Source organism: Roseovarius sp. MMSF_3359 (assembly GCF_030733385.1).
Taxonomy (GTDB): Bacteria; Pseudomonadota; Alphaproteobacteria; order Rhodobacterales; family Rhodobacteraceae; genus Roseovarius.
Window position 1 is genome coordinate 423,669 of the sequence record NZ_JASHJC010000002.1, and the last position, 14,747, is coordinate 438,415.

The following is a 14,747-nucleotide window of genomic DNA, read 5'->3' on the forward strand; positions in this document are numbered from 1 at the left end:
CATGGCCTTGCAAACCACCACCCGTCCGACGGACCGCCAACCCCGCCTGACAGGCGACGATTGGGTCACAGCGGCGCTTGAAATGCTGGTCGCGGACGGGATCGACGCGGTCCAGATCACCGTGCTGGCGCGTAAACTGGGCGTCACGCGCGGCAGCTTCTACTGGCATTTCGATAGCCGCGAGGCGCTTCTGGACGCGCTGCTTGCGGAATGGCAGGCCCGTAACACCGGGGTCATGGTCGAAGCCATTGCCGATGCGAAGACGCTCGACGATGGCATCCTTGCGCTCTTTGCCGTCTGGACGGATCACACCCGGTTTGATCCGCAACTGGACCAGGCCATCCGGGATTGGAGCCGTTATGCCGATGCGCTCCGCGATACGGTCCAGACCGAGGATGACGCGCGTGTGGCTGCGATCGCGGCGTTTTTCCAGCGGTTCGAGTATGACCCGACCGAGGCTTTCATCCGGGCGCGGGTCATCTATTTCACGCAGCTCAGCTACTACGCGCTCAACGTGCAGGAACCGATGGCCGACAGGATCAGCTATCTTGCGGCGTATTTCCGCGCCTTCACGGGTCGCGAAATCGACGCCGAGGCGGCCGCGCGCCAATCCGCGAAGTTTCTGGAAGAGGATGCGAAGAGATGAGTAACCGGCGATCCGGCGGGCGCAGCGGGCGTGCGGCAAAACGGCAAAGCACCGCGGAAAAACACTTCGACGCCGCCTGGCGGAACTGGGTCAATCCATACGCGCCGATCGCGCAATTCAGCGCGGATGAGATCGAGGCAATTCATGAGGCCTCCCTCCGGGTGCTGTCCGAGACCGGTATCAAGGTACTGAGCGCCCCCGCGCGGGAACATTACACCAGGGCCGGAATGACCCATGGCAAAGATGACGTAATCCATTTCGATCCCGGTCTTGTGATGGAGCTGATCGCCAAAGCGCCATCCACCGTGACATTGCACAGCCGCACCAAGGGGCGCGATGTCGTCATTGGCGGACGCAATGTGGGCGTGACGACGTCCGCCGGGTCCCCCAACTGTTCCGATTTGCAAGGCGGTCGTCGCCCCGGCACACAGGCGGATTTCGAAAACTACTGCAAGGTCGCGCAGGCCTTTGACGTGATCCACCTCTTTGGTCCGGTGGTGGAGCCCCAGGATGTGCCGATGAACCTGCGCCATCTGGGGATGACCCGCGCCGTGATGACCCTGACCGAGAAAATCCCCTTCGTCTATTTCCGCGGCAAACAGGCGATCGCCGACAGTTACGAGATCCTGCGCATCGCCAATGGCCTGACCCATGAGGAATTCCTCAACACGCCCACCTGCTATTCGGTGGCCAATTCCAACTCGCCGCTGCAACTTGACGAGTTGATGTGCCGAGGGATCATCGACAGCGCCCGTGCCGGGCAGATGATGGTCCTCACACCCTTCACGCTGGCCGGCGCGATGGCGCCGGTGACGCTGGCCGGGGCGTTGGTCATGCAGAATGCCGAGGCGCTGGCGGGGATCTGCCTGAGCCAGATCGTCCGCCCGGGTGCACCGGTCTGCTATGGCAGCTTCACCAGCAACGTGGACATGAAAACCGGCGCCCCGGCCTTTGGAACACCCGAATACGTCCGCGCCGCTTTTGCCTCGGGGCAACTGGCACGGCGTTACAACCTGCCGCTTCGGTCCTCGGGTCCAACGGCGTCAAACGCGCCGGACGCGCAGGCGGCCTATGAGACGCAAATGTCGCTCTGGGGCGCGCTGATGGGCGGCACCAACCTGCTTCTGCACGGGGCAGGATGGCTGGAAGGCGGGCTAACGATCTCGGCGGAGAAGTTCATCATCGACGTTGAAGTGCTGCAGATGTTCGCCGAACTCTTCAAACCGGTCGAGGTGAGCGAGGCGACCCTTGGCCTCGATGCCATCAACGATGTCGGTCACGGCGGACATTTCTTTGGCACGCAACACACGCTCGACCGGTTCGAGACGGCGTTTTATTCACCGCTCCTGTCAGACTGGAACAATTTCGAGAACTGGTCAGAACGCGGCGCGTTGGACGCCACAACTCGCGCCAACCAGATTTTCAACGAAACGCTGGAAGCGTGTCAGCCGCCCGGGTTTGACCCCGCGCGGCTGGAAGAGATGGACGATTTCATCGCCCGGCGGACCGCCGAGGGCGGTGCCGATATCTCGCGGTAGAGCTTAGCTCTTGATCACCTTTTCGGGTGAGATCACGTCGATACCAAGCGCCTTGCCGACCGCGTAGTAGGTCAGTTGACCGGCATGGACGTTCAGGCCGTTCAACAGGTGCTTGTCATCGGCGCAGGCCTGTTTCCATCCCTTGTCGGCCAGCGACAGCATGAAGGGCATCGTGGCGTTGCCAAGTGCGATGGTGGATGTGCGCGCAACCGCGCCCGGCATGTTGGCGACGCAGTAATGCATAATGCCGTCAACGTCATAGATCGGGTCGGCATGGGTCGTGGCCTTGGAGGTCTCGAAGCAGCCACCCTGGTCAATCGCCACGTCAACAAGCGCCGCACCCGGCTTCATGCTGGCAAATTGCTCACGGCGGACCAGTTTCGGTGCCTCGGCTCCCGGGATCAAAACCGCGCCGATGACCATGTCGGCCTCCGTCAGGTGCTCGGCCAGAAGACCCGCCGAGGAATAGCCAGTGCGGAACGTGCCGCCGAAGACGTCATCGAGATAGCGCAGACGTGGCAGCGACCGGTCCAGCACGGTCACATCTGCGCCCATACCCGCCGCGATCTTGGCGGCATGTGTCCCCACGACACCACCACCGATCACCAGAACGCGGGCCGGGCCAACGCCTGGGACGCCGCCCATCAACACGCCGCGACCGCCATTGGCCTTTTGCAGGGTCCAGGCACCAACCTGCGGCGCCAGGCGTCCCGCAACCTCGGACATCGGCGCGAGGAGCGGCAGGCCACCACGATCGTCGGTCACCGTTTCATAGGCGATCGCGGTACAGCCGCTTTCCAGCAGGTCCTTGGTCTGCGCGGGATCAGGTGCCAGGTGAAGATAGGTGAAAAGAAGCTGCCCCTCGCGCAGCATCTTGCGCTCACCCGCCTGCGGCTCCTTGACCTTCACGATCATATCGGCGGTCGCGAAAATCTCTTCAGCGGTGTCGATGATGGCCGCCCCGGCCGCCACATAGTCCGCGTCCTCAAACCCCGCGCCCTTGCCGGCGCCGGCCTGAATAATGACCTCGTGACCGTGGCCGACGGCTTCCTGCGCGGCATTGGGCGTCATCCCGACGCGGAATTCCTGTGGTTTGATCTCGGTTGGGCATCCGATCTTCATGGCAAGTCTCCTCTTCATCCCAGAGTTTTGATCATATTGGCGCAGCTTTGGCGCAATTAGCTTGAATTCCCCCTCGCCAAACCGGGAAAGTTCCGAATATTATTCGATGATTGACATCTTTATGCGAAAGGTCTTGCGCAAATGTCCCTGGACCCGATTGATCGTCGCCTGCTTGGTGAATTGCAACGGCGTGGTAGAATCTCCAACGCGGACCTGGCGGAGAAGGTCAACCTGTCGGCCAGCGCCTGCCACCGCCGCGTGCAACGGCTGGAGGCCGAAGGGTTTATCCGCAACTACGTGGCCCTTCTGGATGCGCGCAAGATGGGGGTGCCTGCGACGATCTTTGTCGAGATCACCTTGTCCACGCAGGCCGACGATGTTCTGGAAGCCTTCGAGAAGGCAGTGCAGCGGATCCCCGATGTGCTTGAATGCCATCTGACCGCGGGGGCGGCTGATTACATCCTCAAGGTCGTGGCGGAAGATACCGAAGATTTTGCGCGGATACACCGGCAATACCTGACCCGGCTGCCCGGCGTCGCCAAGATGCAGTCGAGTTTTGCATTGCGAACCGTTTTCAAGACAACCGCCTTGCCGGTCTAAAAAACCAAAGAGGCCCCGGTGACGTCACCGAGGCCCCCTCATGCACATCCTCTTCCGTGAGCAGTGGATTTGTGCACCCTTACTGTTGACCCCCAAAGGCTTGCGCCTCAACTTGTTACACCTGCAATATGCGGGGTGGCGGCGATGGTTTCATGGGGAAAAAACAACCAACGCGCCCCGTAAGGAAATCCTTACCTTCGGCCGCGCGTGCAAAAAAAGCCCCGCACAATCCGGGGCTTTTTGAGAAGGTTTATGGTACGGCTCAGGCGCTGCGGCGACGTGCGGCGAAGCCCAGACCGGCCAGTGCGCTCAACAAGAGCGGAAGCCCCGCCGGGACCGGCACGGACGAGAGCTTAGTCCCAACGGCTTCGGCAAATAGTTCATGCGCTTTTGCGTTCGGATGAACCCCGTCAACAAAGAGCAGCGTATTGGGATCGGTGCCGAAATCCAGGCAACTGCCAGGGTTGGTCACATCGGGGTTCAGCGGCGCGCCGACGCTCAGCGTGCAGGGCGTCGTGACATCGAAGATGCCATAGCTGAACTGGCCCGTTTCCACATCCTCGATGATCCTGCTCAGGATCCGGTTGGGCTGAAATCCGATGATGTTGATGCCCTCGTTTTCGAGATCGAGCACATTCATCGCCAGTTGCCAGTTGAACAGCTTCGACGCCTTCGTCGCATCCTTGGCTGCATCGCCGGAGAATGCTGGGCTGGCGCCGATATCCGGCAGGTTCACGACCAGGAAGTCGTCGAACACGCCCGGGTTGATCTTGTTGAGGTTACGAATGCCATCGGCCACCGCGTTGGCGGCATCAATCGGGCTGAAGCCCTGAAAGATATCATTTGCCCCGAACCAGACCGACAACAGTGGGTTCGTGCCGGGGGCCGGTGCGTCCGGCTTTGTTTCCACGCTGGGCAACACCCGCGTCGGCAAACCAAAACCACCCGCAATTGCACCGGAGAAGGTGGCGACCTGCCCCGCAAAGGTCGACAGCGGCACCGCAGGATTGAAACCGGTCGCCGTCGCGCCACCAAGCGCCAGATTGCCAGTGTCATGACCCGCCGCGATGAACTGGTCTTCGATCCGTTCGGCCCAGACCAGACCGTTCGAGAAGCGTCCACCAAAACTCGGCGGATCCAGCTGGGTGAACTTCCCGTCGTCGCTCAGGCTGTCACCGAAGCTGTAGAACCCCGTATAGATATCCGTGAAACTGGCCGCATGCGCTGCGCCGCTCAGTCCGACCGCCATTGCGGCCGCGTACAAAACCTTCATCATCGCCCTCCTCCCGCGAGATAGAATCGAAGAGAGTTAACGTGGTGCCGCCGCGTTTGGCCAAGGTTTTGCGAAAAGACGTTACGTCACACGAAAAAGGCCCCGGCGTTTCCACCGGGGCCTTTCGTTTCAACGTAACCGCTATCAGGCGTCGTCTTTTTCTTTCTTCTCGGCCTTGACCTCTTCGCCGGTCTCCTGGTCGACGACTTTCATCGACAGGCGCACCTTGCCGCGGTCATCGAAGCCCAGAAGTTTGACTTTCACTTCCTGACCTTCCTTCAGCACATCCGACGGATGGTTCAGGCGGCGGTTTTCGATCTGGCTGACGTGAACGAGGCCGTCGCGCTTGCCGAAGAAGTTCACGAAGGCGCCGAAATCGACGATCTTCACGACGGTGCCGGTATAGATGGCCCCTTCCTCGGGTTCGGCCACGATCGCGTGGATCATGTCATAGGCCTTCTGGATCGAGTCGCCATTGGGCGAAGCGATCTTGATGGTGCCCTCGTCGTTGATATCGACCTTGGCGCCCGACACTTCGACGATCTCACGGATGACCTTGCCGCCCGATCCGATGACTTCACGGATCTTGTCGGTGGGGATCTGCATGGTTTCGATCCGCGGTGCATGGACCGAGAAATCGCCCGCCTCAGTAAGGGCTTTCGACATCTCACCCAGAATATGCAGACGGCCTTCCTTGGCCTGTGCCAGGGCGGTTTTCATGATCTCGGGCGTGATGCCCGCGACCTTGATGTCCATCTGCAGCGAGGTGATGCCCTTTTCGGTACCGGCCACCTTGAAGTCCATGTCCCCAAGGTGATCTTCGTCACCCAGGATATCGGTCAGGACCGCATAGTCACCGTCCTCTTCGAGGATCAGACCCATGGCCACACCGGCCACCGGCGCCTTGAGCGGCACACCCGCATCCATCATCGACAGGGACCCGCCGCAGACCGACGCCATCGAGGACGAGCCGTTGGATTCGGTGATCTCGGACACAACCCGCACGGTGTAGGGGAAGTCAGTTGCCGCGGGCAGAACCGCCTGCAACGCCCGCCACGCCAGTTTGCCGTGGCCAATCTCGCGGCGACCCGGAGGGCCCACGCGACCGGCTTCACCGACCGAATAGGGCGGGAAGTTGTAGTGCAGCAGGAAGTTCGATTTGAAATTGCCATGCAGCGCGTCGATGAATTGCTCATCGTCGCCGGTGCCGAGCGTCGTGACCACGAGACCCTGTGTCTCGCCACGTGTAAACAGCGCCGAGCCATGGGTCCGCGGCAGAAGGCCGGTTTCGCAAACGATCGGGCGCACGGTGTCAAGCGCACGGCCATCAATCCGCTTGCCGGTTTTTACCACGTCACCGCGCAGGATGCCCGCTTCGAGCTTCTTCAGCGCCGAGCTGAGGTTCGCATCTTCCAATTGCTCTTCGCTCAGGGCTTCCTTGATCGCCTCGCGTGCGGCAGATACGGCGGCGGTGCGTTCCTGCTTGTCGGTGATGGCGAAAGCATCGCGCATCTGCTTTTCACCGGCGGCTTTCACGGCCTCGTAGAGGTCCGAGTAATCCGGCGGCTGGAAGTCGAACGGCTCTTTCGCGGCTTCTTCGGCCAGCGAGATGATGAGGTCGATGACCGGCTGGATCTGCTCATGGGCGAAGGTCACGGCGCCGAGCATTTCGTCTTCGGTCAGCTCATATGCCTCGGATTCGACCATCATGACCGCGTCCTTGGTGCCAGCGACAACCAGATCAAGACGCTGATCGGGGTTGTTGCGCAGCTCGTGCATGTCATCAACGGTCGGGTTCAGGACGTATTCGCCGTCCTCAAAGCCCACGCGGCAGCCCGCGATCGGGCCGCGGAACGGTGCGCCGGAAATGGTCAGCGCCGCGGAGGCCGCAATCATCGCCACCATGTCGGGGTCATTGACCAGATCGTGACTGAGGACCGTACACATGACCAGCACTTCGTTTTTGAAGCCCGGCACAAAGAGCGGACGGATCGGACGGTCGATCAGACGCGCGGTCAGGGTTTCTTTTTCGGTCGGGCGCGCCTCGCGCTTGAAGAACCCGCCGGGAACCTTACCGGCCGCGTAGTATTTTTCCTGGTAGTGGACCGTCAGCGGGAAGAAATCCATGCCCGGTTTCGGTGCCTTGGCGAAGGTCACGTTGGCCATGACGCTGGTCTCGCCCAGTGTCGCGATGACCGATCCATCCGCCTGACGGGCAACCTTGCCCGTTTCCAGTGTCAGGGTTTCTTCCCCCCACTGAATTGATTTCGTTGAGATATCAAACATTTTTACATCCTAGTTGAGAGCACTCCCAGGCGTATCCCGGGTCTCCCGTTTCATTGGCGGCCCCATTGCCGCCGACCCCAATCCTAGTCCATGCGCCCGGGGTCAAAAGGCATCACGTCTCAGATGCAGCGGGCCATACATGAGTTTCGCCCGTATTGGAAGCCATGATGACAATTGCCAGTAGTTTCCACCCGGCGGCAAGCAACCCTGCGGGAGCCATGACACTGTTATCGGCATCGCCACCATGCTATCGCCAACATCCGACACGTCTCCGGAGAAAAATCAATGGCTGAAAAACACATCCTGCTGATCCATACCGGCGGTACCATCGGCATGATCCGCTCGGGCGACGGGTTCACCCCGGCCAAGGGGGTGGTTGAGGCTGAAATATCCCGGCTTCTTTTGAATGAACATGCGGCCCTGAGCATTGAGATCGTCGCGTTGGAGCCGCTGATCGACAGTGCAAACGCCACACCGCAGGACTGGAACCGGATCGCCGAGACCATCGTCACTGGATACGGCGCCGCGGACGGGTTCGTCGTGACCCATGGCACGGACACGCTTGCCTTTACGGCGGCGGCACTGACCCTGGCACTGGAGGGCTTGGCAAAACCAGTGATCCTGACGGGATCCATGCTGCCCCTGACCGAGCCGGGCAATGACGGTGCGCGCAACCTGTCGGAGGCGCTTGCGGCGGTGGTTGCTGCGCCATCGGGCGTGTGGGTGCAATTTGCCGGACGGCTGCTGCATGGTGGCCGAATTCGAAAGACGCATTCGCACTCCTTCGATGCCTTTGCCGAGGTGCCAAGCGAAGCGCCGCCCCGGCGAAGAGGCGAATTCGGGTTGGTCCGTCATACCTTCGGGTCGCCCGATGTTGCGGTGCTGCCGGTGGTACCCGGCGGGGCAGGCAACCTGCTTCTGCATGCCGCTCAGACCTGCGACGGGATGGTCTTACGCTGTTTCGGCTCGGGGACCATCCCCAACACGCCGAATACCGAAGAAGCACTCCGGATTGCCGACGCGCGCGGTGTGCCCGTGTTGGCAGTGAGCCAGTGCCCTGAAGGCGGCATTGCCCTGGGGACCTACGCCGCCGGTGCCATCCTCGCCCGCTACAACGCGGTCGATGGGCGCGACATGACGATGGAAGCAGGATATGCCAAGATGATCATGGCGTTGAGTGAAAGTGGCGATGCGATGGCGCGGCGGCAGTTTCTCTCTGACCCACTGTGCGGTGAACTAAACCCGTCGGTGGCTTAGAAAGGGAAAGGCTGGTTTGCGGACAGAGCCGCCTTTTGCTCGTGCAACCTTTGCTGTCGCAGCATCAATTCGTAATCGCGGCGTGAGTTCCGCGGCAGTGCGGCGGATTACTCATTTCCGGCCATTCACCGGCACTGCTTTGTACGAGTCCCAAATCGATAATTCGCAGCGCGCAGCACAAACGCACAAGGTGCAGAACTTCCTACAGACTAGAGTTATGCTTTGGTGACCGCCCAAAGGACATTCGCTTACAATTTGTTTGTGTCCAGAGTTTCCAATAACATTTTATATAGCAGCACCCCCGGAGCACGTGATCTTTAGAACAAAGCCACATGCAGTATGCCCGGGAAGACAGTTTCACCCGCTTGGCTGTGGCCGGGTACTTCGGGCTCGTCTCAACGTAAAGGAGTCCTTGCAGCATCATGCCAATTCGCGCAATCCACCCGAAGGAAACTACTACTCAGCCAACTCTAGACTCAACAGTAACTGAAACTCCGGATCGAGCGCGAGTGCCCGCGCGACAACGTCCGGCTCGGCTGAAGCCCCGTCCTTGCCACGCAATTCATCCCCATAAATCCGGTAAACCTCCTGGGCCACGCTCGCCAAAACCTCGGGCATAACGGCCAGTTCCTTGTACCGGTCTTCCCAGATCAGATTGGCAACTTTTTCTGCGATTCCTCCATCCAGGAACTCCACGACCAAAGCATCGGTATCGGGAGAAGGCCCCTCGGGTCCGGTTAGCTTAGCCACTTTCTCGGGATCCAACATCAAGTTTTGCGCAACTGCCGCGACCAACCCTGAGAACTCTTCTTCGACGATCACCCGGGCGATGTCATCGGGTTCTCCAATAGCAGAAACCTTTTTGGTCTGCAGTTGCTGTTCACTTTCTAGCTCTTCCAAATCCTGCGAAATAGCCGCGATAATTGTTTCTGACGCGACTACTTGCTCCTGCATCTCGGCGAGGCGTGTGCCATTGTAGATGGACATCGCACCGACGCCGACAACCAAACCGCCAAGAACCCAATTCAATAAAGTCATCTGAACACTCCCAAAAGTTGACTAGCCCGTTTTTGGTATACCAGCTTGACCGGACAAAACGGCCTGAAGCGCTGCAAGCGCGTCTTCACTCGGCAACTGCTCGACAATCAAAATCAACAGCATGGCTTGGGTACTTTCGCGCGCACTTCGCATCGCAAGCCAGATTAACCCGGTGATCGAAACGCCCGCCGCTCCCGAAATGGCAATAAATGACTGAGGTTGGCTCGCATTAACCGCAAGCAGGTATAACATCAGCACAAAGACCGCGAGGGTCATAGCCAAGACGACATTGTAAACGCGAGTCGCCCGGGACGCTTCGTCAAATAGTCGATCTCTTAAAGTGCTGACTTGCTTTGAAGGCGCATCACCACCGAGCGCACGTACCGGGCTAATAACCTCAGCGAGTGTACGTCTGAGCCGTGGGGCAATGTGTTTTGGGTTTGCCATCTACGCCTCCAGAATCATCCGACCGTATTCGCGCGACAAGCGCGATCTAAGTGGGATGTAAGGTTGGTGTGAGCGCTGAAGTCGCAGGCACAACTCGCGCAGCTCTGGAACGATGCGGTCCAAGAACTTCTGGTCACGGTTCGCAATGATGTATCGGTCGTCGCGATCGCCTTTAAGAGTTTGGGCGAGCGCAAGAGAATGGCATACACCCAAATCAATAATGCCGGACCAGTTATCTGGGACTTCGGCGGCAAGCGTATCTGCTTTGTGAACACCATCACGAAACTCGATGGCGTTCCCCGGTGCGATGAAACGCAGAGAAGCATCCAGGGCATCGCGAACGACGCTGACATCTTCTTCGTTCCCAGCCGCGAAATGCTCGATGAAATCGTTTATGATATCCGCAAGTTCCGAGGCTCTGATCGGCGCGCTAAAGTCAACACCTGCAGGCCAAAACGCCCGCAGCCGATCCATAACGCCGTCAGAGCCGGATCTGATATGTTCGAGAACAGCAGCAATCGCTTCATCGTCGAAATCCCACCGCGACAGCGGTGCTTGCCGCCAATGGGCAAGGAAGATGATCACCTGCGCACCACATTCAAACGCATTGTTGAAACCGTCCAAGTCGGCCTGATCGAACAGCCTGTCTTCAGGCAAGCCGGCACGTCGAGCCGTCCCAACCAGATCCTCCATCAACCGCGCATGTTGTCTGGCAAGGTGTGTCACTGCGCTGCAATTGCTCCCAACTTGGGTTGCCGCGAAATCACCGCGCCCGTCTGTCGGCACCTCCCTTCTGAACGTGACATCAGCGGTGAAGGTCGCGTCATCCAGTGGCAAACCAACCACCAATGCCAGGTCTTCCGGCCCAACTGGTTTGTGAAAAAGGCTATCCATTTCGTGTTTGCGCCGGGGGCATCGCCTGATCGTTTTCGACAACGTAGAAATCATCAACCGTATCTTGCATTCGCCATAAAAGGCGGGGTGCATCCGATGGATCAATGTTGGCTCCGAATTCCAACCGGATTGCTTCAAGTTGTTGCCAAAGGGGCAGTTCTTCGGGGTTGGATCGCGCCATTTCGATCGCCTTTCTTAGGGCGGCGGCATCGGCATCCGTCGGTTTTCGACCAGGCAGAAAAGCCCTAAGCCGTGCCAGCAAAGGTTGTCCAGACTCCGCCGATTTGTACGAGATGCGAATTGACGTCGCTAGATATCCCCCGTCGCCAGGAAGATTGCGCAAGGCAATTGTACTTACTTCTGCGTTTGCCCAATCAAAATCAGTGCGCAGAAGCTTTTTGGCCGCATCCCCTTGGCGTTTAAAGAAGCCAACAGCGATTTTCTTTCCGGTTGCGAAACGGCGGAAAAAGAAACCGCCGCCGCGATTGCCACCATCGCTTGCCGCCGCGACACGCGTGCCGCCACCGGGGGGCAAACCCATGCCACCGCCACTACCGGCCGTCGGACGTCCAACACCTGAGTATTTGATTGCGGTCATGTCCCGCAGAGACAAAGCACCGTCGATGTTGACAATGCGCAATGTGCCGTTTGGAGTTGCATTGCTGTTCGCAACATGTGCAACGATCTCTTCGATGGCGCGGGGCAAATCCGCTTGGTTCCTGGTGAGAATGGCGACTGGTGGTTTGCCTCCGGGCCAGGACAGCTCGATCGTACCGTTCTCCAGTGTTCGAACGGCCGCAGCCGCAGTATCGCCGTTCAGCAACGTTGCCAGTTCTTCGGCCTTGCGTGCGTCAAGTGCGACCGCTTGCGAGCGCACAAAAACATGCGATGAATTGGCCGGTGCCGTCGATACGTCTTCTGGGACCGTTCGAAGCCCGCGTTCCGCAGAAAATGGGCGGCCACTGCGCTGCAATGCAAGAGTGTCGAACGCCTTGATTGCACGTGTATCATGCGCAAGCGCGGCTTCCACGCGCCGAATAACTTTGCGTTGAAATTGCGGGCCCTCTGACACAAAGCGTCTGAAGTCGCGTTCAAACGTCCGAGCGACCGTGTGGGCGTTTCCCATTTCCGCCGGATTGAGCCGGATGACCCCATTTTCGGCATCAATCGAAACAGTCCCTTTGGTGACTTTGGTGTCTGGAACGACGCGCACAGCCCGCCCATCCAGATTGTGTCCGCCGACAGAACCAAAGTCATAAGCGTCGTTGGAAATCACGATGCCGGGCGTCTTGTACACAGCGTCGGCCACGGGCGGCACGCCTTCGACTACGGCTGCCCATGCCGCATCGCACTCTCCAAAGTCAGGGATCCTGCTCCTCAACTCGTTGGACAGATCACTTGCACTTTGAAGCTGCGTATAACGATCCTCGAGCCTTTGTTCCTCTGCTTCAAGAGCATTTTGTTTGGACATCAAGGTGTCTCGCGCGCGTTCGATCCTGGTCGTCGAACATGTTTGTGTGCGATTGCAACGATCAACCATGTCGTTGAACTGATCGATTTCCGCGTCCAAAATTTCGGCCCGCGCATTGTATCTATCCACATCATCATAGAATTCAGTGTAGACTTGCTCTGGATAGGAGATCAGCGTCGCCAACTTCTTAGTGCCGCCAAGTCGCACGGCGGCTTTCTTCAACCGCTGCACAAGCGCTACCGTTGTCTGGTCTTCTGGTTCAAGCACTTGTCGAAAGCAGTGGTGATCGCTGCCCAGATCGAGCCCAAGTGCATTGTCGACAGAGCCGGTCTCGGCGCCATTGTACCGCTGCATGTTTACAAGAGCGGCCTCCACCGTCTCAATGTACGCGTTCCACCGACTCTCATAAGCGGTTTGCCCAACCAGCGGTTCGGTCCGCACTGCCTGAACAGGATAGGCTTGGAAAATAATGTGCAAAGCTGCGTATTGGGCGGCGCGAGCCAAGTAGGGATCACGCAGTCCTGAAAAGAAATCCCAGTAATCGTTTTCCGCTGCCTTGATGATGTTTTCCGCGGCCCCGTCTATCTCGAAACTTCCATCATCTGGAAAGTAGGATGTCGGCAGCGCGCCAGTTCTGAACATCGTGAAGATCTTGACCTCACCAAACTCTGCCCAAGACCCAAAACCGGCTGTATTCCAGTTGAAGGTGAGTTGGCTGAAATTCTGGTTCATCTCGCGCTGAAGACGACTATGAAGGCTGTCAGCATCCGGGTTCCCAAAGGGTTTGGGGTATGGAAAGGCGACATAATTTATACGATTGGCGCTGGACCACCCCTTGAGCATCTGGTCCGTGATGTTTAGCAACTGACCGTACTCCGTATGGGTCAACTCGCGGCTCAGCAGTATCGGTGCCCAATCGACCGTCATCGAGACTGCATGCAAATAATCCCACATCCCGGCGAGTCCAAGCGGATCTTGCGCCCGATCAGAGGACTCAAGGAATTTGGCCTCAAATGCTTCAACGTTTTGGGACGAGTGCAACGTCGTCAATAGATCGGGATCTGTAATCTGGCCTGCAAACGGCGCTGTGCGTTGATAGCTTTGGGCAAGATTCTTACTCTGGCCAGCCGCCAATGTGAAAATCGTATCCAGTCTTAGTGGCGGCATGTTTGGCATGCCAGTTGTTCGCTCTCTGCCGACAAACATCAGCCACTGGCTGTTCGCCCCGCCGACTGCGGCCCCCAAAAGGGTATCTGTATCCACCACAAAGCGCCGCATGCTCGCGATCGCGTCGTTCAATTCTTTCTGGCGCGGCACAACCAAGACAACAAGGCCCGCCGGATCGCTATAATAAACCCCAACCTGCTCTTTGTTCAAAGAGATCGCCCTTTCAGCGTCCGTCAAAGGCGCATCTGTATCGAGCGGGTCAGATGAGAACGCCACGGCATTCTCACCAAAGAGCCATTCATTCATTGATGCCGCGCTCACCTCTAGGTTTTCTGGACCGACGCGCCTCGGCCCACTGCGGTTCTTGTTCCAACTCTTAGGATCGAATACTCGGTAAGCCGCTTTGTAACCCGTGCCAAAGAACTCCTCATGTATCTTCTCGATGATCCGAGTCATATCTTGGGCATCAAGCGCCGCACTCTCGATGACGATATCGCGCACGAAGCCATCAAATCCGATACCGTGCTCGTAGGTTGTATGGCCGAGCAGCAAGTCTCCAAATATCTTTGGAATCCAGATTTCGCGGCGTGCGAAAGCATCAGCTGGAGGTTCGGTCAACAAGAAAATTCTCTTGGCTTGTGGCTCCGTTGGCGCAGACACGACAACGTCTTGCACTAGGAATGGTTCTGCCTCTCGGAAGCCTTGTGCAAATGTAATGCCGTCTTTCAAAATAGCCTGTGCTTGAACTACTCCGCTAAAGGAAATCAAAACCGCCAACAGCAACGCTGAAAAAAAATTCTTGAACATAGCGACACCAAATCTCTTCAATCAATACGAGCATTCTAACCCAAAAATGCAGATTCTGAAAACAGTTTCGCGATTTCTTTAGCACCCGCTGTATTTCTTCATTTCTTTCAGAGTGTTCTCTATCATGCTGCGCCCATCCTGAGCGATGACTTCTAGAGCCGTGGTGCTACGCGGATCGCCTTTCCAATGTAGCAACAATTC

The 14,747-nt window shown here is 58.2% G+C and carries 11 protein-coding genes; 4 read left to right on the plus strand and 7 right to left on the minus strand.

The features are described 5' to 3' along the window. Position 1 precedes the first annotated feature (1 nt). Entirely contained in the window at positions 2-646 is a 645-nt protein-coding gene (locus RBB29_RS04940; protein ID WP_306113063.1) for a TetR/AcrR family transcriptional regulator, read from the plus strand. Continuing rightward, positions 643-2,184, plus strand: a complete 1,542-nt coding sequence (locus RBB29_RS04945) for a trimethylamine methyltransferase family protein (protein WP_306113064.1) — start codon at positions 643-645, stop codon at positions 2,182-2,184. Before RBB29_RS04940 ends, RBB29_RS04945 begins: the two co-directional genes overlap by 4 nt. Positions 2,185-2,187: 3 nt before the next feature. Here RBB29_RS04945 and ald read toward each other — a convergent pair whose 3' ends face one another. After that, a complete protein-coding gene (gene ald, locus RBB29_RS04950) occupies positions 2,188-3,306 on the minus strand; it encodes an alanine dehydrogenase (RefSeq protein ID WP_306113065.1) in 1,119 nt (372 codons plus the stop codon). A 141-nt stretch (positions 3,307-3,447) separates the two neighbouring features. On the opposite strand from ald, the gene RBB29_RS04955 reads away from it, so the two are divergent. After that, positions 3,448-3,906 carry an Lrp/AsnC family transcriptional regulator gene (locus RBB29_RS04955; protein ID WP_306113066.1) on the plus strand — a complete coding sequence of 153 codons (459 nt, stop codon included), beginning with the start codon at positions 3,448-3,450 and terminating at the stop codon, positions 3,904-3,906. A 262-nt stretch (positions 3,907-4,168) separates the two neighbouring features. On the opposite strand, the gene RBB29_RS04960 is transcribed toward RBB29_RS04955, so the two are convergent. After that, the gene (locus tag RBB29_RS04960) at positions 4,169-5,182 is read right to left on the minus strand and encodes an SGNH/GDSL hydrolase family protein (protein WP_306113067.1); all 1,014 of its coding nucleotides are present in this window, start codon (positions 5,180-5,182) and stop codon (positions 4,169-4,171) included. A 141-nt stretch (positions 5,183-5,323) separates the two neighbouring features. Then, positions 5,324-7,465, minus strand: a complete 2,142-nt coding sequence (gene pnp / locus RBB29_RS04965) for a polyribonucleotide nucleotidyltransferase (protein WP_306113068.1) — start codon at positions 7,463-7,465, stop codon at positions 5,324-5,326. 285 nt (positions 7,466-7,750) lie between these two features. Between pnp and RBB29_RS04970 the strand changes: the two genes are divergently transcribed. After that, positions 7,751-8,722, plus strand: a complete 972-nt coding sequence (locus RBB29_RS04970; protein ID WP_306113069.1) for an asparaginase — start codon at positions 7,751-7,753, stop codon at positions 8,720-8,722. A 456-nt stretch (positions 8,723-9,178) separates the two neighbouring features. Here the strand turns inward: RBB29_RS04970 and RBB29_RS04975 are convergent, their stop codons facing one another. The 4 genes from RBB29_RS04975 to RBB29_RS04990 are packed head-to-tail and all read right to left on the minus strand — an operon-like array spanning position 9,179 to position 14,546. Next, positions 9,179-9,760 carry a hypothetical protein gene (locus tag RBB29_RS04975; protein WP_306113070.1) on the minus strand — a complete coding sequence of 194 codons (582 nt, stop codon included), beginning with the start codon at positions 9,758-9,760 and terminating at the stop codon, positions 9,179-9,181. Between the two features lie 21 nt (positions 9,761-9,781). Beyond that, positions 9,782-10,207, minus strand: a complete 426-nt coding sequence (locus RBB29_RS04980) for a hypothetical protein (protein ID WP_306113071.1) — start codon at positions 10,205-10,207, stop codon at positions 9,782-9,784. Continuing rightward, complete coding sequence (locus RBB29_RS04985; protein ID WP_306113072.1) at positions 10,208-11,101, minus strand: hypothetical protein; 894 nt, start codon at positions 11,099-11,101, stop codon at positions 10,208-10,210. It abuts the gene before it with no gap. Then, positions 11,094-14,546, minus strand: coding sequence for a hypothetical protein (locus tag RBB29_RS04990; RefSeq protein WP_306113073.1), 3,453 nt, complete (start codon positions 14,544-14,546; stop codon positions 11,094-11,096). The genes RBB29_RS04985 and RBB29_RS04990 overlap by 8 nt, the downstream gene beginning before the upstream one ends. Between the last annotated feature and the right edge of the window lie 201 nt (positions 14,547-14,747).